Here is a 19,182-nt window from a genome sequence, read left to right on the forward strand (position 1 = left end):
AGTGTTGACAATGTGACACAAACCGTAGGTGACTTCTCTGCCGCGCGTCAACCGGCACGTGCGGCGTCACCGCCCACTGCCCGGGTCGTCCGCATCGTCGAACTCCTCGCGGGCGCCGAGCAGCCGTCGATGACCCTGGCCGAGATCGTCCGTCAGACCTCGATGTCGCGCGCCACCGCGCATGCCGTCGTCTCCGAGCTCGTGGAGTGCGGCTGGCTGATCCGCGACCCGTCGGCAGGCACCTTCGCCGTCGGACCTGCCTTCGTCGGTCTCGTCCGCAATGCCGACGGCGCCGACCACCTCGTTCGCTGGGCCACCTCGGCGGCGCGCGAGCTCTGCGACCGTTTCGCCGTGCCGTCCTTCGTCGCCCGGCGCACCTCGGCGGACGCGGTGACGCTCGCCTCGCACGCCTTCCCGCCCCACGTCGCACCGGAGACCGCGCAACATCCCTGGTTGCGCAACGGCAGCCGCATCCGATTGCGTCCGCCGATCTGCCGAGAGTTCATCGCGTTCGATCCGGACGAGACCCGTTCGAGCTGGATCGCGCAGGCCGCCGAGTCCACCCGGACCCGCCTCCGCATGGTGCTCGACGTCGTCGCCGAACGCGGCTATTCGATCGAGCGGATGACCGACGACCACGTGGCGATGATCGAGGCCCTCAGCTCCCTCGACACCATGTCGGACACCCTGCGGGCGCGGGTCGGCGACCTGCTCACCGAGCTGTCGGTCATCGACTACCTACCCGAGGAGATCGACGCCTGCGCGACCGACGGCACGGGTGTCCCCGTGGTCACGATCGGCGCACCCGTCTTCGACGCCGCCCGGCGAGTGGTCGCGGCGATCGTCGTATGCCCGAACCGGACCCTCGATGTCGACGAGCTCCGCACGCTGGGCGAGGAGACGCGCGCGGCCGCCGACGGGATCTCGCTCCACCTCGGACGAGAAGACAATCGGCCGATCGAATGAACTCGCCGCGCCGAAATCGCCACGAATCGGGCTTTCTGCGGGAAACTGACCGATGATCGCGCAACGCGATCATCGCCACCAGCAAGGGAGTCGAGACATGCCCGGCACGAAGACGATCACCCGGTTGGCCGCCGCCGCCATCGCACTGACCTCGGCCGCCGGTCTCGGGGTCGCAGCCACCGGCGACGCGAACGCGGTGACTCGCGAATACCCGCTGTCCAACTGCGTCGGCGTGAGCCCCAATGTCGTCGACGTCCCGTTCCTGGCGCGTCGCGCCATCGTCAGCACATACGCCGGAAACGCCTACATCGCCAGCGACTTCACCAGCTACTTCCCCGGCGGGTATCAGTCCTCGGCCCGTCTCGACTGGCACAATCTCGCCACCGGCAAGCGCGGTTCGAAGGTCAGCAACGTGCGGGTGAACCCGCCCTATCAGGGCGTCCACTACTTCGTGATCCCCGTCAACCAGATCGGCAAGGGCCGCGTCAACGTCACCTTCGGCGCGGTCAACCGGAACGCACTCTGGAGCATCCCGTCCACGAGTTGCAGCGGGAGCGTCGTCATCTCCTGACCCCGCTCGGGCCACCGATGACTTCCGGCGGCACCCTGCTCCCCAATCTGAAAAGCGACCCCCATTGCCCCCTGAGGAGGCCCGGAGCTTGCGGAGGGCCGTCACGAAGGGTCCGGCGACCGGGTTTGCGAGACCCTTCGTGACGCTCGCAAGCTCGCTCCTCAGGGAGCAGAGAGATCATCGGATGGTTCTCGGCGCCACCACGTTCCGCGAGTTCGTCGAGATGATGCCGGCCGACCCCGAGGGCACCGCCACCGACGAGATCGATGAGTGGCCCACCCTGATGCGCGATGCCCGCGACGGTCATCCGCCGGCCTCGTGACTTCGTCCGGGTGACGATCTTTCCGGTGATCAGCGGCACGAGCGGCACCGAGCCGGTGATCGGCGCGGCCACGGACTTCGACCTCGATCTCGTCGACAGCCGCCTCCTCGACGGCCGGATCCAAGAACTGACCTACCACCCCACACCGCACGCCTGACGCCGCCGATCGCCGTCACCGACTACCAACCAAGCACTTGCTAGGTTAGGCTCGGTGGCATGAGTGACGCCGTCATCCCACCCCCGCTCGGACCCGACGATCTCGGCCCGGACACCTCACCGGTCGCCTACGAGACCGGCGGACCCGAGGGCGCGGTGGCCTATGTGACGCTGAATCGCCCGGAGTACCGCAACGCTCAGAACTCGGTGATGACGTATTCGCTCGACGCGGCGTTCCGCAAGGCCGTCGACGACGCCGCGGTCAAGGTGATCGTGCTTCGGGCCAACGGCAAGCACTTCTCCGCGGGCCACGACATCGGTACGCCCGAGCGCGATTTCGACACCTTCTACGAGAACGCCGCCGTTTTGCACTGGGACCACACCGACAAGACCGGCGCCGATCAGCGTCTCGCCCGCGAGATGGAGGTCTACATGGGGATGTGTCGCCGCTGGCGCGACATCCCCAAACCCCTCATCGCACAGGTTCACGGCGCGTGCATCGCCGGCGGCCTCATGCTCGCGTGGATCTGCGATTTCATCGTCGCCTCCGACGACGCGTTCTTCTCTGACCCGGTCGCGCGGATGGGGATTCCCGGTGTCGAGTACTTTGCCCACGCCTTCGTGCTCGGCCCGCGCCGGGCGAAGGAGATCCTGTTCACCGGCGAACGCTTCACCGCCACGCAGGCAGCCGACTGGGGCATGGTCAACCACGTCGTGCCCCGTGAGGCGCTCGAGACCAAGGTGGACGAGATCGCCGAGAAGGCCGTCGCCATGCCGATGCAGGGTCTGTTCCTGAGCAAGAAGGCCGTCAACATCTGCGAAGACCAGATGGGCCTGCGCAATTCCATGGACTCGGTCTTCGGCTGGCACCACTTCGCCCACGCCGCCAATTCCGAGGCGGGCGGCGACTCGCTCGGCGGCATGGACGCGAAGTCGATGAAGGCGTCGGCATCGACCGGCACCGCAGCGGGATCGGGGAGCTGACGTGGACCTGCTCTTCGACGACGCCGCCGACGCCTTCCGCGCCGAGGTCCGCGCTTGGCTGGCCGATCATGTTCCGCGCGAACCTCTCCCGTCGATGGACACCGCCGAGGGATTCGAGGCGCACCGCGAGTGGGAGCGGACGATGGCCGCCGACCGGATGTCGGTCGTCAGCTGGCCGGAGGAGTACGGCGGCCGCGATGCGCCGCTGCTGCACTGGGTCATCTTCGAGGAGGAGTACTACCGGTCGGGCGCGCCCGGACGCGTGAGCCAGAACGGCATCTTCCTCCTCGCACCCACGCTGTTCGAGCACGCGAGTCCCGCTCAACTGGAACGCATCCTGCCGCGGATGGCCAACGCCGACGACATCTGGGGGCAGGCCTGGAGCGAACCCGAGGCCGGCAGCGACCTCGCGTCGCTGCGGTCGACCGCCGTCCGCACCGACGGCGGCTGGTTGCTGAACGGGCAGAAGACCTGGAGTTCGCGATCGAGCTTCGCCGATCGGGCCTTCGGCCTGTTCCGCACCGACAAGCAGGCGCAGCGCCACAAGGGGCTCACCTACTTCATGTTCGACCTGCGGAGCGAGGGCGTGACCGTCCGGCCGATCGCACAGCTCGACGGCGAGGCCGGGTTCGCGGAACTGTTCCTGGAGAACGTCTTCGTCCCCGACGACCCGTCCGATCCGGGTGAATCGGGAGTCATCGGTGAGGTGGACAACGGGTGGCGGGTCGCGATGAGCACCGCCGCCAACGAGCGCGGCCTGTCGTTGCGCGCACCCGGCCGGTTCCTGGCCACCACCGACCGCCTCGTCGAACTCTGGCGGTCGAACCGGGATGACGTCCCGCCGACGGCGAACACCGATGCGCGCGTGGCGGATGCGTGGATCGGGTCGCGCGCCTACGAACTGTCGACCTACCAGACGGTGAGCCGCCTCGCGGCCGGCGGCGCGCTCGGCATGGAGTCGTCGATCAACAAGGTCTTCTGGTCCCAGTGGGACATCGCCGCCCACGAGACGGCGCTCGACCTGCAGGGTCCCGCAGCCGAACTCGACGATGCGTGGACCGACGGCTACCTGTTCTCGCTGTCCGGACCGATCTACGCGGGCACCAACGAGATCCAACGCAACGTCATCGCCGAGCGACTGCTCGGCCTTCCCCGCGGAGATCGCTGATACCCATGGACTTCCGACTCACCGACATCCACACGGACCTCGCCTCGACGGTGGACGCGATGCTGGGCAAGGCCGACATGCCGACCGCCACGCGCGCCTGGGCGGCCGGCGACCGCGCGGCCGTCGCCAAGGTCTATTCGCAGCTCGCCGATGCGGGCATCAGTGGACTGCTGATCGATGAATCACACGGCGGCAGCAGTGCCGGGGCGGTGGAGATGGTCGTCGCCGTCGAACAGCTCGGACGCCATTGCGCCCCGGGGCCGATCGTCGAGAGCGTGGCCGTGTTGCCGATCCTGCTGCACGACGCCGACGTGTCGGGTCCGCTCAGCGACCTCGCCGAGGGCCGACTGGCGACATGCGCGATCGGCCCCCTCCAGCCACTGGCCGCCGACACCGCCTCCGCCGATGTGTATCTGGTCGACGCCGGCGTGCTCTCGCGCGCGACGGTGCAGAGCACCGAGGCGTCGGTGGACGGCACCCGCACCTTGTCCCGGGTCACCGCCGGGGACGTACTGGCGACCGGGGTCGATGCCTCCGACGCAGCCGACGCGGGTGCCCTGGCCACTGCAGCGCAGTTGCTCGGTCTCGGTCAGGCGATGTTGTCCATCGCGTCGGAATATGCGCAGTCGCGCAGGCAGTTCGGCCGTCCGATCGGGTCCTTCCAGGCCGTCAAGCACCATCTGGCGGACGTGGCGATCGCCCTCGAGATGGCCCGTCCCCTCGTCCACGCGGCCGCCCTGGGCATCGACGGACAGGTGCCGGAGGGCACCGACGTCTCCCGCGACGTGTCCGCGGCCAAGGTCGCGGCCGCCGAGGCCGCCGACCTCTCGGCCCGCCGCTCGCTGCAGGTGATGGGTGCGATCGGCTACACCGCCGAACACGACATCTCGCTGTACATCACCAAGACCCGGGCGCTGCTCAATGCCTGGGGCTCCCCCGCCGTCCACCGCCAACGCATCCTGGAGACGCTGTGACCGTCAGTACCGGCACCGAGAGGCCGGCGATCAGCGCCGAGGAACGGGAGGCACTCGCCGAAGCAGTGCGGGATCTGCTGCGCCGCCGCGGCGATTCGACGGCGGTCCGCGCCGCCATGTCGGCCCCCGGGCGGATCGACTCGAGCCTGTGGCAGACGCTGTGCACCGAGATCGGCGTGGCCGCGCTGGCGATTCCCGAGCAGTTCGGCGGCGCCGGGGCCTCGTGGGCGGAGTCGGCCGCGGTACTCGAGGAACTGGGCGCCGCACTGAGTCCCGTCCCGGCGCTCGGTTCCGCGCTGGCCACCGGCACGATCCTCCTCGCGGCCGACGATGACGCGTCCTCGCGACTGCTCCCCGCCCTGGCCGCCGGTGAACGGACGGCCGCGGTGTGCTGGGCCGGCGAACGCGGCTGGCAGATTCCCGGCGTACGCGCCGACGCCGGACTCCTCTCCGGGACTGCGCACTTCGTCGTCGACGCCGAGTCGGCGGACGTGCTCCTCGTCCTCGCGGCCGGCCCCGGCACGCATGTGACCCTGCACGAGGTGGCCGCCGATGCGGACGGCGTGTCGGTCTCGCCGATGCCCGTCCTGGACCCCACCCGGGCCCTGTCGTCGGTGCGTTTCGACGAGGTCGCATCCACGGCGATCCCGGCACCGGACGATCTCGCGACCCGCCTCCGCGCGCTCGCGTGGGCCCTGCTGTCCGCCGAGCAGGTCGGGGGCGCCCAGCGAGCCCTCGACCTCACCGTCGACTACACCAAGTCCCGCAAGCAGTTCGGCCGCACCATCGGGTCGTTTCAGGCACTCAAACATCGGATGGCCGACATGTACGTGTCGGTGGAGACGGCGCGGTCGATCGCCCGGGCCGCCGTCGCCGCGATCGCCGCCGACGATCCCGATGCCGGTGACCTGGCACTGGCCGCCCACGTATACTGCTCCGACGCCTACCGTCGTGTCGCGGGCGAGGCGATCCAGTTGCACGGCGGGATCGGCATCACCTGGGAACACGACATCCAGCTGTACTTCAAACGCGCTCAGGCGACCTCGCAGATGTTCGGCGCGCCGCACACCGCCGTGGCCGAACTCGCGCGCTCGCTGCGCTGACGCGGTCAGTCCCGCCGGCTGCGTCGGCGGGCGACCGTCCGCTCGATCGGGTCGGTGAGCACCAGCAGCACCAGGGGGAGATTTCCGCTGCGCGGGAACACGATCGCGACGACCAACGCGACCGCCAGGATCAGAAGCGTGCTGACTCCGCTCGACGACGCCGCCCACCGGTTCGTCGCGTCGTCGTCGGCGAGCAGTTCCCGATGTCGACGGCCCCACTCCGCAATCGCGATGAGAGACCCCACGGAGACAGCCAGCACTCCGATGTAGAGAATGTTGGCCTGCTCCACATGCGCGCCGTCGACGAGGGCCGTCGCGTGCGCGGGTGTTCAGACGGCGAAGGCCGCCTCGACCGTCGCCTCGTCGAGTCCGTAATCGGCGAGCTGATAACGGTGTTGGGGTTTGCGCGCCCCCGTCTGGCTCTCCTCGTCGAGAGCGGTGACCGCGGCCCGCGCCGCCTCCGACATCGGGGTGTCGAGCGCCGCGTAGACGCGTTCGACGGTGCCCATCGGGTCCGACCGCAGGTCGGTGAAGTCGATGTCCAGGAACTGGGCGGGGTCGTAACGCTTGCGCGCCGCCGAGAACTCCCGGAGTCCGCGTGACCACAACTCGAGCTGGTCCTGGCCGACCTGCGCACCGGTGAACGTCGTCGACCATCCCGGGGTGGCGTGCTCGGCCAGGCTGCACATCGACGCGATCAGGGTGCTGGGCGGCCGGTGCGTCTGGATCACCAGGGCATCCGGATACGCTGCCATGAGCGCGTCGAGCGCGAAGAGATGGCTGGGGTTCTTCAGCACCCAGCGTTTCCCGGGATCGTTGAGCCCGATCAGCTGCAGGTTCTTGCGATGCCGGAGGTACGCCGACGTCCAGTCCTGGCGGCTGAGCCACTGCGAGTAGGTCGGGACGTGCGCCAGTGACTCGTACGAGATCGACATGACGCTCTGCCGGAGCAGCTGCCAGCACTCCTCGACCTCGCCCGCGTCCATGTAGTGCAACCCCATGAACTCGGGGTTCTCGACGTGGTGCAGCTCGAAGCCGGCCTGGATCTGCTGGTACACCGGGTTGTCGGACCAGGTGTCGCGCGGCGGCCGGGGCTGCGGGAACTCCGCCAGCCACATCTCGACGCCCTGATGCGCGGGGTCGGCGGCCAGCAGGCGGTGCAGCGCAGTCGTTCCCGTGCGGGGCAGGCCGGTCACGAAGATCGGCCGGGTCACCTCGACCTCGGCGTACCCGGGGTTCGCCTTCCACGACGCCTCGCTGAGCAGCCGGGCGACCAGCGCACCCTTGAGGAAGAAGCGGAACATCTTGCTGCCCAGCTCGGTCAGTCCCGCCTCGGACCGGTACGACTCGAGCAGGATGCCCAGGGGCTCGAGGTAGTCGGTGTCCCCGAAGTCGTCGAGGCCGGTGGCGCGAGTCGCCGAGGAATGCAGGTCCTCGATCGTGCCGACGTCGGTCCGTGCCGCACTAGTCATGGTATTCACCGCAATTCACGTCCAGGGTGTGCCCGGTGATGGCACGCGCCATCGGCGAGGCGAGGAACACGACGGCATCGGCGATCTCGTCCGGCTCCGGCAATCGCTTGAGGTCGGACTTCGACGCCGTCTGCTCGTAGACGTCGTCGGGTGAGATGCCGTACTTCTTGGCGACCTCGCCGAAATACCACTTCAGCTGGTCATCCCAGATGTAACCCGGTGCGACCGAGTTGATGCGAATCCCCTTGTCGCCGAGCTCGGAGGCCAGCGACTGCGACATCGCCAGCAATGCCGACTTCGCGATCTTGTAACTGCCGTAACGGGGTTCGGAGTGCCGGATCACCATCGAGTTGATGTTCACGATCGAGCCGTCGGCCTCGGCCAGCGCTCCGGTGAACGCGCGGATCACACGCAGCGTGCCCAGCACGGTGACGTCGATACTGCTCGCGATCTGGTCGAAGTCGGTGCGGGACAACGGCTTCATCGACGGGAGTGCGAAGGCGTTGTTGACCAGCACATCGGCTCGACCGAACTCGGCGACGGTGGTGGCGACCAGGTTGTCGACGGCGGCGTCATCGGTGATGTCGGCCGGGACGACCAGACTGGTCCCGCCGGCCGCGTCGATCTCGGCGGCAACCTCTTTCAGGCGCGATTCCGTACGGGCGGCGAGGACGACCCGCGCGCCCTCGGCGGCCGCACGCAGGCAGATCGAGCGCCCCAGTCCCGGACCGACGCCCGAGACCACGACCACCTTGTCGGCCAGCAGACCCCCCTGCGCGCTCATCCCAGCATCCTCTCGGCGAAGGCACGCTGACGTGCCGCGATACGTTCCGCCCAGCCGTCGGCGTCGATCCGGTTGTGGTCGAGGTGCGGCAGGTGGCCGGCCACGTCGTCGAAGGCGACGACCTGCGCGGTCGGTCCCAGGTCCGGACCGATCGGCGAATCGCTGCGCTGCCAACGGAATTGCAGGATGCCCTTCGACCGACCCGTCGTCTCGATCCAGTTGGCGACGCCCGGATCGCGATGCGACACCACCATCCGGATCATGCCGTCCGGATCGACCTGCGCCTGAGCGGAGTTCAGGCTGGTCTGGTGGTTGACGTAGTCCAGCGAGATGTACCACATGCTGCCGAGCTGGAAGCCCTGGTACGGGGCGTCGGACCGCGGGATGGTGATGACCATCGCCTCGTCCGGACCCAGCCGGAAATGACCGACCGAGGAGAACTGCGTACTGAGCCCGCCGGGGGTCTGCCGCGGCTCGGTGAAGGTGTTGACCGGCTCGTCGAGGTAGAACCACTTCGGAAAGTTGAACCAGGTGTTGATGCGGGCCGTCAGCATCTTGCCCGCCGTCGCGTACCGGCGCGACACCCGTGCCAGGTCCGGCTCCGCCGGCGCGGTTCCGACGGTGTCCACCCGTTCGATGGTGATCGATCCCTTGCGTTCGGACCAGTCGGAGTAGACCTCGCGCACCGCGAGCATCGAGGCGCCCTCGCCGAGCGGGAAGTAGTCGTCCGGCGCGTCCGGGATGGGCGGGCCGAAGGTCAGTTCATACGAGCCGTCGGAGGCGATCGTCAGTCGGCGGTCGTCGAAGGCGTCCTCGCCGCCCGGCACCGACGACGCGGTGTAGTCCCCGCGCAGCACCTGAAAGCTCAGATCCGCCGTGCTACCGCGGCGGCCGCGCACGCGGTAGGTGCCGGTGGGCTCCACGTCGGCGTGGTAGTAGAGCGTGTCCGGGTTGTCCAGGCCCATCTTCGTCGACGGCCCGGTGGACGTCACGAAGTTCGGGTGCGAGAGGGACCGGGCTCGCACCAGCTGGACGATCGCGGCGATGCTGCCCGCGAGGTAGTCGTAGCCCTCGGCGAGGTCCTGGTCGGTCTCGGCGAAGTCGGCCGACGCCACCAGCCTCTCGGCCTCCGCGATCGCGTCCAGGAGCGGCTGCGTGACCAGTGGTGGTGCGGAACTCGCCGTGTCGGTGCTTGTCGTATGGGTGCTCGTCGCGTCGTCGACGGTCATAGCCAGGTGTCCCCGCCCGTCCATGTCAGGAAATTCTCCAGCTCTGCCTGTGCGGGCGTGACCCGCGGGTGTTCGGTCGACAGGTAGCCGCCACGGTAGAACAGCAACGGCTTGTCCTGCAGCACTTCTCCGAGGGTCAGCGCGCGCCCGATGACGATGTGGTGGTCGCCGCCGTCGGTGACGCTGTCCACGTCGCACTCGACCCAGGTGAGTCCGTGACGGATGACCGGAAGGCCGGCCGGCGACGGGTCCCAGGTGATGTTCGCGAACTTGTCGTCTCCTGGGGCGCCGAACGCCGCGCTGACGTCCTGCTGCCGGTTCGACAGCACGTTCACGCAGAACTTGCCCGTCTTCTCGATCACCTTCCAGCTCCGGGAGGTCTTCATCGGGCAGAACAGCACTAGTGGCGGGTCGAGCGACAGCGCGGCAAAGGACTGGCAGGCGAAACCGACCGGCTTGCCCTCGTCGTCGAGCGTGGTGATGACGGTGACCCCGGTGCAGAACTGGCCCATCGCGGTCCGGAACTGGCGGGAATCGAAGTCTGCGGACCCGTATGGCGACCGCGGTTGCTGGGTCTGGGCGTCCGAGGGCATCTCAGCCCTTGAACCCGACGCTGAAGTCGTGCCCCCACAGACTCACGGCGGTGCTCTCCCGGGCGATCCACTCGTCGTCCTTCACGGTTCTTCCCTCACAGCCGAACTCGACGTCGAAGCCGCCGGGCGTCTTCATGTAGAAGGACAGCATCAGGTCGTTGACGTGGCGGCCGAGAGTGGCCGACATCGGCACCTTCTTGCGCAACGCCCGGTCCAGACAGAGCCCGACGTCGTCGGCGTTCTCCACCTCGACCATCAGATGCACGATGCCGGTGCTGTTCGGGATCGGCAGGAACGCCAGCGAGTGGTGACGTGGATTGCACCCGAGGAACCGCAGCCACGGCACCTCGTCGCCCTCTTCGCGGCCGACCACCTGCGGAGGCAACCGCATCGAGTCGCGGAGCTTGAATCCCAGTACGTCCCGGTAGAACTCGAGCGCGGCCTTGTCGTCGGAGCAGGTCAGTACGACGTGGCCCAGGCCCTGTTCCTCGGTGACGAATCGGTGCCCATACGGGCTGACCACGCGCCGGTGCTCCAGCGCGGCGCCGTGGAAGACCTCGAGGGTGTTGTCCGCCGGATCGTCGAAGACGATCATCTCGGCGACGCGACGGTCGGCGATCTCCTCGTCCTTGCCCTCCCGGAAGACCACCCCCGCACGTGCCAGGCGATCCCGGACATCCTGCAGCTCTGCGGCATTCGCGACCTCCCAGCCGGCGCTCGCGAGCCGGTCGTGCTCGGACGGCACGATGACCAGCCGGGCGGGGAAGTCGTCCATCCGGAGATACAGGGCGCCCTCGGTGAGACCGGAACCCTCGATCATGCCGAGGACCTTGAGGCCGTAGGTCCGCCACGCCTCGATGTCGGTGGCCTCGATCCTCATGTATCCCAACGAGCGGATCGGACTGTCACTCATCTGCTGACTCCTGTTGTGTGCTCTTGCCGACGGTGCTGACCAGGCCCTTCGAGACGCCCTCCGCAAGCTCCGGGCTCCTCAGGGAGCAGGGGACGCGCCTCCACCTCCCTGAGGAGCGAGCTTGCGAGCCTTGGCCCCTGCTCCCTGAGGAGCGAGCTTGCGAGCCTTGGCCCCTGCTCCCTGAGGAGCGAGCTTGCGAGCGTCACGAAGGGTCACACCATCGTGTCGCCGACGGGAATCCCGAACTCGCCATTGCCGAATGCGACGTAGGCGCGTTCGGGGTCGTTCGCTGCGTGCACGCGTCCGGCATGGGCATCGCGCCAGAAGCGCTGGATCGGCGTCCCGTTCTCCAGCGCGTGGGCACCCGAGTTCTCGAAGAGCCGGTCGATCGCGGCGATCGCACGCCCGGTCGCACGCACCTGGTCGCGTCGGGCAGACAGGCGCAGCTCCATGGGGATCTCCTCGCCGGCCAGGATCAGGTCGTACTCGGCCTGCAGATTCCCCGACAGCTGACGCCAGGCGGCGTCGATGTCGCTGGCGGCCTCGGCGATCCGGACCTTCGCGAACGGATCCTCCTTCGCCTTCTCACCCGCGTAGGCGGCACGCACCCGCTTGCCCTGGTGCTCGACGTGGGCGCGGTAGGCGCCGTACGCCATGCCGACGATCGGCGTCGCGATGGTGCTGGGATGGATGGTGCCCCAGGGCATCTTGTACACCGGCGCGGTGTTCCGCTCCAGGCCCGGACTCTGCCCCATCGACATCGTGCGCATGCTGAGCATGCGGTGCCGAGGCACGAACACGTCCTTGACCTCGATGGTGTTGGACCCGGTACCCCGCAGCCCGACGACGTTCCACACGTCCTTGATCGTGTAGTCCTCGCGCGGGATCAGGAAGCTGACGAAGTCGACGGGCTTGCCGTTCTTGATGACCGGACCCCCGACAAAGACCCAGTCAGCAGTCTCGCAACCCGACGACCACGCCCACGAACCATTGACCTTGTAGCCGCCGTCGACGACCTCACCCATACCCATCGGCGCGTACGACGACGAGATGCGGACGTTGGTGTCCGAACCCCATACGTCTTCCTGTGCCTGCTGATCGAACAGCGCGAGGTGCCAGTTGTGCACGCCGATGATGCCGGAGACCCACCCGGTGGACCCGCACGCCGACGCGATGCGGCGGACCGCTTCGTAGAAGGTGACCGGGTCCACCTCGTAGCCACCCCACTGCTCGGGCTGCAGCAGCCTGAAGAAGCCTGCGGTCTCGAGGCTCGACACGGTCTCGTCGGGGATGCGGCGCAGATCCTCGGTCGACTGCGCGCGCTGCTCGAGTTCCGGGAGCAGGACGTTGATCTTCTCCAGGACCTGCTCGGCGGCTTCGCTCCGTTGTGCTGGCATCTCGCCTGCTCCTACTCGTCTCTCCCTCGACCGGCACGCCGGCCGCTGTAACCATCGAGTTCGAGATTAGAACACGTTCTCATTTCTGTCGAGCACTGCGACTTTATGCCCATGTACAGGCCCGATCGCCCTCGAAGGAGGCGATCGGGCTGACAAATCTGAAACGTGTTCTAGTATTGGCTACAGTTCTTCGACGCGACACGAGCCACAGACAGGAGAGGGCACATGTCTTCAGGACCCGAGACGATGACCCCGAGCAGCCCCGGTGCGCCGAGCGCAGCCGCCGCCTCCGACGGGGCGGACGTGGGCATCCGGGAGATCGACACGGGTGCGCCGCCCACCCGCTTCGCGCGGGGATGGCACTGCCTCGGACTGCTCGAGGAATTCTCCGACGGCAAGCCCCACTCGGTCACGATCTTCGGCACCAAGCTGGTGGCGTGGGTGGACACCAAGGGCGAGGTCAACGTACTCGACGCCTTCTGCCGACACATGGGCGGCGACCTCTCCCAGGGCAGACTGTCCGGCGACAACGTGGCGTGCCCGTTCCATGGCTGGCTGTGGAAAGGCAACGGACGCTGCGCCGGCGTGCCCTACGCCAAGCGCAATCCGAAGCTCGCCAAGACCCGCTCGTGGCCGTCGATGGTCCGCAACGGCCAGGTCTTCGTCTACAACGATCCCGAGGGCAACCCTCCCCCGGACGAGTGCATCATTCCCGAACTCGAGGAGTTCGGGTCCGACGAGTGGACGCCGTGGACCTGGAACCGCATCGTCATCAAAGGGTCCAACTGTCGCGAGATCATCGACAACGTCGTCGACATGGCGCACTTCTACTACGTGCACTTCGCTCTCCCGGACTACTTCAAGAACGTCTTCGAGGGTGAGATCGCGGCGCAGTACATGAATTCGCACGGCCGGCCCGATGTCACCCTCGGCACCAACTACGGCGACAGCCGCCTCGAATCGATCGCAGCGTATTACGGGCCGTCGTACATGCTGAATCCGATGATCCAGTACTACGGCGGATACGCCGTGGAGACCATCCTCACCAACTGCCACTACCCCATCGACGAGAACTCCTTCGTCCTGATGTACGGCGTGATGGCGAAGGTCCCCGAGGGCCTGACCGCCGAGCAGGCGTCGAAGATGGCGACGAAGATCAGCGCCGGCGTCGAGGTGGGCTTCCTGCAGGATGTCGAGATCTGGAAGAACAAGACCCGTATCGACAATCCCCTGCTCGTCGAGGAGGACGGCCCGGTCTACCAGCTCCGCCGCTGGTACGACCAGTTCTACGTCGACAAGGCCGAGGTCACCGACGAGATGACCGGCCGGTTCGAGTACGAGATCGACACCTCCAAGGCCCTCGAGAGCTGGAACGAGGAGATCCAGGAGAACCTGCGTCGCCAAGAGGCCGAGAAGGCGACCGAATCCGCGGCCTCGGACTCCGCCGAAAAGGCCGAGGTCTGACGATGACCCGGGCAGCAGGGGTTCGCGTGGGTTCCGACCGTTGGGCGAAGGCGCCCGACTTCCAGAACGATCCGGACCGGCTCGCCCGGGTTCACGAGGCCACCCGCCGGGACCGCGAGCACTACCTGCAAGGCGGGATGCGCGAGATCGAGTGTCGGGCATGCCATGCGTGCGTGCTGGTGAAGAAGACCAGTTCGTTTCACACCAGCGTGCAGTGGAACGCCGACGCGCGGGAACGCTGCCTCGGCCTCGAACAGATGCGCGCCGGTGGCGACGACGGGAACGGCCCGCTGCTCCCCGGCGCGATGATGCCGACCTGCGCCCGGTTGTCGGCGAGTATCGACCACGGGGTCAGCGAGGGCATCATCCCCGCCGAGTCGCCCGCGTCGGATCCGGACGGCTACTGGTGATCGGGGCGTCGGTAGTTAACCACCCCCGCAGCACCATTAGTTAACACAAGCCTCAAGCATCACAGCGGTCACACGTTCGTCACACCTGGAGAACGACCGACGACACACCGACCCGCCTCGGCCAAGCTGTCGTCATGTCCGTTTCGATGACGCGCACCACGCGCGTGACCTGCACCATCGCACTCACTGCCGCGCTGTGGGTCGGTGTTCCCCTTGCCGGCTCCCCTCTCCTCGACACCGGTCGCGCCGCAGCCGCGGGCTCGTCGGATTCCTCCGGCTCGGTTCCCATCTATCTGCCGGTGCCGACCACCGTCGGCCTCAACGCACTCGGGGCGGCGATCACCCAGATCGGCAAGCCGTACAAGTGGGCCGGCGTCGGCCCGCACTCGTGGGACTGCTCCGGGCTGGTGCGGTGGGCGTTCTACACGACCGGCGTCCAGCTCCCCCGGACCAGCCAGCAACAGGCGAAGGTCGGACACGCGATCCCGTTCCGCGCCCTCGCACCGGGCGACATCATCATCTTCGGCCGCGACGCCGGGCACGTCGGCATCTACGCGGGCGCCGGTCGGGTGTTCAACGCGTACTGTCCCAACGGCGTCCCCATCGGCTTCACGAAGTTGAAGGACATGGGCTACATCAAGACGATTCGTCGGTTCGGCTGATCTCCGCTCGGTTGGCGGCACCCGCACCGGCACCCGGACGCGGCCACACGGTGCTCAGCACCCAGAATCCGACGACGACCAGGAGCAGGATCGCGACCGCGACGGTCCCGATCAGTCCGTAACCCGCCTGCATCTCGGGGAGGTCGGCGTCGAGCGCCTCGGACACGCGGTCGGAGAACAGATGCTCGGCGGGGTCGCTCAGCGTGCGGATGCCGACGACGAGCACGATGACCGACGCCAGCCCGATCAGGCCGATTGCGGACGGGCGCAGGCGTGGGCGCCACCAGCCGAGGGCGGCGACGAACGCGATCACGGCACCGAGCACCACCACGCTCAGGCCCGGGCGGCCGGTGTTGTCCTCGAAGAAGAACGCGACATCGTCGTCGCTGGCGCCCAGGATCGTGACGCGTCCCAACCCCGTGATCGACGGCTCCACGCCCTCATCGGTACTGCCCCACTGCACCTGCGCCAGCAGGACCAGCAGCAGACCACCCGCCAGCAGCGTCGGCCACGCGAGGCCGCGGAGTCGTTCCATCGTCTCTGCATGCTTGGTCACCCGATCAGGGTGCCATGAGTCGATGTCGGTGGATATGAGTCGACTCTCCGCAACGCCGTCCGCGACCGATGAGTTTGCGCGACCCTGTCAGTCAGAAGTGTCGACGGGCAGTCGTCCACCAGTTCACGCGGAGCAGAAAGAGGACCCAGCAATGGCAGAGTATGCAGCCCCCTCCGGGGCACCGATCTGGTTCGACCTGATGAGCAGCGACACCGCGAAAGCCGAGGAGTTCTACGGCGCGATCTTCGGCTGGGAGGCCGAGGCCCCCGACGAGGAGATGGGCGGCTATCGCAACTTCCACAAGAACGGCAAGCGGGTGGCCGGCCTGAGCCCGGTGATGGAAGGGGCCGGGCCGCCCGACATCTGGACGGTGTACCTCCACACCGAGGATGCCGACGCCACGGTGAAAGCCGTCGAGTCGGCCGGGGGCTCGATCATGGTGCCGCCGATGGCCATCGGCGAGGAGGGCACGATGTTGATGGCCTTTGACACCGCGGGGGCGGCGATCGGGTTCTGGCAACCGAAGAATCATCAGGGATACACCGAGTTCGGCGAGCACGGCACGCCCTACTGGTTCGAGTGTCAGAGCATGGACTACGCCAAGTCCGTCGAGTTCTACCGGACCGTGCTCGGCGCGCGCATCGAGGAGGTCGGCACCGGTGGCGACCCGGACGCCGTCGGGCCCGACAGCTACGGCCAGATCTTCTACGGTGAGGCGTCGTACGCGGGGATCATGGATTCGGTCAAGCTCTTCCCGGCCGGGGTGCCGTCGTTCTGGCAGGTCTACATCACCGTCGACGATGTCGCTGCCACGGTGAAGCAGGCCGAGTCGTTGGGCGCGGAGATCCTCATGGCCGGCGAGGACACCCCGTACGGGACGCTGGCCGCGATCAAGGATCCGATGGGCGCCCTGATCTGCCTGGGACATCCGCCCGCCGGCATGTGAGGTGCGGCCGCGGTAGGACTCGGTGCGCGCCGAGTCCTACCGCGCAGGTCACCGGCGGCGTCAAACGTTCATCCCGCCGCAACGCGATGGCCGACGGCACCCTGTAGCGTGCGACTTCCACAGACATGATTCACCGTCATACCGCGTGGAAATCGTCGGCGTAGAACAGGATTCGCATGTCGGCACGCGATTCGGCCGTCCTCCCCGCCTCCGTGCAGAGCTACCTCGACGAGGTCCCCACCTGGCGGACGGCACACCCGCCCGCGCACACTCCGCAACCCGCTACTGCCGGGATCTCGTAGCCCCGCCCTTCCGACAAACCCACCCGTTTCGGCGCTCCCGGTACCCGGCGGAGTTCTCCCGACACCACCCCGCGGACCGTGCGAACCCCCACCACGCACCATGCCACCACGAGGACTGCGAACCCGGCGACGGCCACGACCTCGAAGACCGTTCCGCCGACGGTGAGGGCCAGCGCACTCGAACCCGTGACGTAGGTGCCGAGCGGGAAGGTGAACGCCCACCAGGTCATCGCGAACGGCATTCCCGACCTCAGGGTCCGCGCGGTGAGCCGAGCAGCCACGGCGATCCAGAGGGTGGCCGCCACCCACACGGCGAGGCCATAGCCGACCGCGAACGAATGCAACGTCTCAGCCATGGGCGCGGCGACGACCTGCGGTGCCACGTGCGCGAGCAGGCACGCGGCGGTGACCGACTGGCCGAGCGGCCCGAGGACGATCCACCAGGTGGGGACCATGTGCGCGGCGCCGACGTCACCGGCGCGCAGTCGCGCCGCCAGCACCCACATGATGGGGAGCGAGGCGAGTGCGGCCAGCACGAACATCGCGCAGCCGATCCCCATCACCACATGCGACGCCCAGCCCGCGGGCAACTGCGCGCTCAGCACCGCGGCCGCCGACGCCGAGACCATCGGGGGGACGACCGGCATCAGCCAGCCGCCGAACGCCTCACCAAGCGACGCGCGCCCGACGATGAGATGCCGGTACGGGATGACCACCGCGGTGACGACCCCGCCGATCGTCCCGACGACCCAGCACACGAGATCGATTCCCAGCGCCAGATCCCGGCCGATCACCGTCGCTCCGACGACCATCGTGCTGGTCCCGACAGTCATGAGCGCCATCGGTACGGCCCCGTAGAAGTGGGCGACCACGCGGTGGGCGTGATGACCGCGGGCGACCTCCGGGTCGCGGACCCAGTGCAGGACCGTGGCGACCAGCACGACGCCGAACACGGCACAGGCCAGCAGCCAGAAGACTGTTGCCACCTGTGCCAGGCCCGCGGGCTGCCAGGGGAGGCTGTGCGCGGCGATCGCGATGATCCCCGTGCCCATCACCGCGGCAAACCAATTGGGCGGCACATAGGAGGCGCGGCGCTGCCCCACCGCGCGGGCAGTTGCGGTCCCGCGGTCCGTCGCTGCGAGTCCGGCGGAAGCAGTGGTCGTGGTCATGTCCATCACGTTCCCGCGAAACCCACGGCGCCGGTAGGACCCGAATCCTTGGCAGGATACAACCACCGTTTGTATCCCCGGTACCACCGGTGCTTGTACCCTCGAGCGATGGTGCTGAGTCCGCGGATGCCCGACCTCGCGTCCCTCGAGACCCTGCAGGCGGTGGTCAGGACGGGCAGCCTCAACGCCGCCGCGACCCAACTCGGCGTCACACAGCAGGCGGTGTCGGCGCGCATCCGCGCCATGGAGACGCAGCTCGGCGTCGCACTGCTGACGCGCACGCCGCGCGGTTCGGTGCCGACCCAGTCCGGACGACTCGTCGCCGAATGGGCCGACCGCCTGCTTACCCTGGCCGGCGAATTCGACGCCGGGCTGGCCGCACTACGCCTCGAACGACGTGATCAGCTGCGGCTGGCCGCCAGCCTGACCGTCGCCGAGCACCTCTTGCCCCGATGGCTCGTCACGTTCGCCGCCCAGCACGAACCCGCACCCAAGGTCTCCTTCACGGCGACCAACTCCGATCACGTGTACGACCTGGTCCGTGCCGGCGACGTCGAACTCGGTTTCGTGGAGGGGTCCCGCGTCCAGACCGGCCTGCGTAGCCGGACCGTCGCGCGTGACGAGCTGATCCTCGTCGTACCACCGGGTCATCCGTGGACGCGGCTGCGGCGGCCCGTCACGGCCGCCGATCTCGCCCGCACCCCATTGGTGACCCGTGAGGAGGGCTCGGGCACCCGAGAGTTTCTCGAGCGCGCCCTGACCAGGACCCTCGGCCCCGGACGCGAGGCCGCGCCACCCGTGCTGGAACTGTCCACGACGGCGTCGGTGCGGGCGGCGGTGATCGCCGGCGCGGGCCCGGCGGTCCTCAGTGACCTCTCGGTCGCCGACGACCTCGGTCACCGGCTCACCCACGTCCCGATCGCCGACGTCGATCTCGCCCGGCCGCTCCGCGCGGTCTGGCTCTCGGGCCCGCAACCGACCGCCGGTGCCGCGCGCGACTTCCTCGCGCATATCAGCCGGAGCTGAGCTGAAGCCGTGTGG

The 19,182-nt window shown here is 68.2% G+C and carries 22 protein-coding genes; 13 read left to right on the forward strand and 9 right to left on the reverse strand.

The window, feature by feature from the left end; all coding sequences use genetic code 11:
• The first annotated feature begins 12 nt into the window (after positions 1-12).
• From ABIC25_RS07235 to ABIC25_RS07270, 8 genes are all read left to right on the forward strand, one after another.
• Positions 13-966 carry an IclR family transcriptional regulator gene (locus tag ABIC25_RS07235; RefSeq protein WP_354560637.1) on the forward strand — a complete coding sequence of 318 codons (954 nt, stop codon included), beginning with the start codon at positions 13-15 and terminating at the stop codon, positions 964-966.
• Positions 967-1,063: 97 nt separating this feature from the next.
• The gene (locus tag ABIC25_RS07240) at positions 1,064-1,537 is read left to right on the forward strand and encodes a hypothetical protein (RefSeq protein ID WP_354560638.1); all 474 of its coding nucleotides are present in this window, start codon (positions 1,064-1,066) and stop codon (positions 1,535-1,537) included.
• Between the two features lie 184 nt (positions 1,538-1,721).
• Entirely contained in the window at positions 1,722-1,859 is a 138-nt protein-coding gene (locus tag ABIC25_RS07245) for a hypothetical protein (RefSeq protein ID WP_354560639.1), read from the forward strand.
• A complete protein-coding gene (locus ABIC25_RS07250) occupies positions 1,828-2,016 on the forward strand; it encodes a hypothetical protein (RefSeq protein ID WP_354560640.1) in 189 nt (62 codons plus the stop codon). Before ABIC25_RS07245 ends, ABIC25_RS07250 begins: the two co-directional genes overlap by 32 nt.
• Positions 2,017-2,075: 59 nt before the next feature.
• Entirely contained in the window at positions 2,076-2,999 is a 924-nt protein-coding gene (locus ABIC25_RS07255; protein WP_239400092.1) for an enoyl-CoA hydratase, read from the forward strand.
• A 1-nt stretch (position 3,000) separates the two neighbouring features.
• A complete protein-coding gene (locus ABIC25_RS07260) occupies positions 3,001-4,167 on the forward strand; it encodes an acyl-CoA dehydrogenase family protein (protein WP_354560642.1) in 1,167 nt (388 codons plus the stop codon).
• Between the two features lie 5 nt (positions 4,168-4,172).
• Entirely contained in the window at positions 4,173-5,141 is a 969-nt protein-coding gene (locus ABIC25_RS07265) for an acyl-CoA dehydrogenase family protein (RefSeq protein WP_354560644.1), read from the forward strand.
• Complete coding sequence (locus ABIC25_RS07270; protein WP_354560646.1) at positions 5,138-6,244, forward strand: acyl-CoA dehydrogenase family protein; 1,107 nt, start codon at positions 5,138-5,140, stop codon at positions 6,242-6,244. Before ABIC25_RS07265 ends, ABIC25_RS07270 begins: the two co-directional genes overlap by 4 nt.
• A 5-nt stretch (positions 6,245-6,249) precedes the next feature.
• Here ABIC25_RS07270 and ABIC25_RS07275 read toward each other — a convergent pair whose 3' ends face one another.
• The 7 genes from ABIC25_RS07275 to hsaA all read right to left on the reverse strand — a co-directional run bounded on the left by ABIC25_RS07275 (position 6,250) and on the right by hsaA (position 12,632).
• The gene (locus ABIC25_RS07275; RefSeq protein ID WP_354560648.1) at positions 6,250-6,534 is read right to left on the reverse strand and encodes a hypothetical protein; all 285 of its coding nucleotides are present in this window, start codon (positions 6,532-6,534) and stop codon (positions 6,250-6,252) included.
• Positions 6,535-6,573: 39 nt separating this feature from the next.
• Positions 6,574-7,716 (reverse strand): sulfotransferase family protein, encoded by a 1,143-nt coding sequence (locus tag ABIC25_RS07280; RefSeq protein ID WP_248644693.1) that lies wholly within the window; start codon positions 7,714-7,716, stop codon positions 6,574-6,576.
• A complete protein-coding gene (locus tag ABIC25_RS07285; protein WP_239400100.1) occupies positions 7,709-8,500 on the reverse strand; it encodes an SDR family oxidoreductase in 792 nt (263 codons plus the stop codon). The genes ABIC25_RS07280 and ABIC25_RS07285 overlap by 8 nt, the downstream gene beginning before the upstream one ends.
• Entirely contained in the window at positions 8,497-9,729 is a 1,233-nt protein-coding gene (locus ABIC25_RS07290; RefSeq protein ID WP_354560650.1) for a hypothetical protein, read from the reverse strand. The genes ABIC25_RS07285 and ABIC25_RS07290 overlap by 4 nt, the downstream gene beginning before the upstream one ends.
• Positions 9,726-10,322, reverse strand: a complete 597-nt coding sequence (gene hsaB, locus ABIC25_RS07295) for a 3-hydroxy-9,10-secoandrosta-1,3,5(10)-triene-9,17-dione monooxygenase reductase subunit (protein WP_004023128.1) — start codon at positions 10,320-10,322, stop codon at positions 9,726-9,728. Before hsaB ends, ABIC25_RS07290 begins: the two co-directional genes overlap by 4 nt.
• Position 10,323: 1 nt before the next feature.
• The gene (gene hsaC / locus ABIC25_RS07300; protein WP_004023127.1) at positions 10,324-11,235 is read right to left on the reverse strand and encodes an iron-dependent extradiol dioxygenase HsaC; all 912 of its coding nucleotides are present in this window, start codon (positions 11,233-11,235) and stop codon (positions 10,324-10,326) included.
• Between the two features lie 212 nt (positions 11,236-11,447).
• On the reverse strand, positions 11,448-12,632 hold the full coding sequence (gene hsaA / locus ABIC25_RS07305; protein WP_354560652.1) for a 3-hydroxy-9,10-secoandrosta-1,3,5(10)-triene-9,17-dione monooxygenase oxygenase subunit: 1,185 nt from the start codon (positions 12,630-12,632) through the stop codon (positions 11,448-11,450).
• A 225-nt stretch (positions 12,633-12,857) separates the two neighbouring features.
• Here hsaA and ABIC25_RS07310 point away from each other — a divergent pair, with 225 nt between their 5' ends.
• The 3 genes from ABIC25_RS07310 to ABIC25_RS07320 all read left to right on the forward strand — a co-directional run bounded on the left by ABIC25_RS07310 (position 12,858) and on the right by ABIC25_RS07320 (position 15,168).
• On the forward strand, positions 12,858-14,096 hold the full coding sequence (locus tag ABIC25_RS07310) for a 3-ketosteroid-9-alpha-monooxygenase, oxygenase component (RefSeq protein ID WP_354560653.1): 1,239 nt from the start codon (positions 12,858-12,860) through the stop codon (positions 14,094-14,096).
• 2 nt (positions 14,097-14,098) lie between these two features.
• Positions 14,099-14,506 carry a hypothetical protein gene (locus ABIC25_RS07315; protein ID WP_354560655.1) on the forward strand — a complete coding sequence of 136 codons (408 nt, stop codon included), beginning with the start codon at positions 14,099-14,101 and terminating at the stop codon, positions 14,504-14,506.
• 134 nt (positions 14,507-14,640) lie between these two features.
• Positions 14,641-15,168 (forward strand): C40 family peptidase, encoded by a 528-nt coding sequence (locus ABIC25_RS07320; RefSeq protein WP_354560657.1) that lies wholly within the window; start codon positions 14,641-14,643, stop codon positions 15,166-15,168.
• On the opposite strand, the gene ABIC25_RS07325 is transcribed toward ABIC25_RS07320, so the two are convergent.
• Positions 15,143-15,724 (reverse strand): hypothetical protein, encoded by a 582-nt coding sequence (locus tag ABIC25_RS07325; RefSeq protein WP_435529044.1) that lies wholly within the window; start codon positions 15,722-15,724, stop codon positions 15,143-15,145. The genes ABIC25_RS07320 and ABIC25_RS07325 overlap by 26 nt on opposite strands.
• Before the next feature lie 151 nt (positions 15,725-15,875).
• On the opposite strand from ABIC25_RS07325, the gene ABIC25_RS07330 reads away from it, so the two are divergent.
• The gene (locus tag ABIC25_RS07330) at positions 15,876-16,670 is read left to right on the forward strand and encodes a VOC family protein (protein ID WP_354560659.1); all 795 of its coding nucleotides are present in this window, start codon (positions 15,876-15,878) and stop codon (positions 16,668-16,670) included.
• A 220-nt stretch (positions 16,671-16,890) separates the two neighbouring features.
• Here the strand turns inward: ABIC25_RS07330 and ABIC25_RS07335 are convergent, their stop codons facing one another.
• The gene (locus ABIC25_RS07335; RefSeq protein WP_354560660.1) at positions 16,891-18,147 is read right to left on the reverse strand and encodes a TDT family transporter; all 1,257 of its coding nucleotides are present in this window, start codon (positions 18,145-18,147) and stop codon (positions 16,891-16,893) included.
• A gap of 102 nt (positions 18,148-18,249) precedes the next feature.
• Here ABIC25_RS07335 and ABIC25_RS07340 point away from each other — a divergent pair, with 102 nt between their 5' ends.
• A complete protein-coding gene (locus ABIC25_RS07340) occupies positions 18,250-19,167 on the forward strand; it encodes a LysR family transcriptional regulator (protein WP_354560662.1) in 918 nt (305 codons plus the stop codon).
• Positions 19,168-19,182 lie beyond the last annotated feature (15 nt).

This window comes from Gordonia sp. PvP123, from assembly GCF_040547295.1.
In the GTDB taxonomy this organism is placed as follows: Bacteria; Actinomycetota; Actinomycetes; order Mycobacteriales; family Mycobacteriaceae; genus Gordonia; species Gordonia terrae.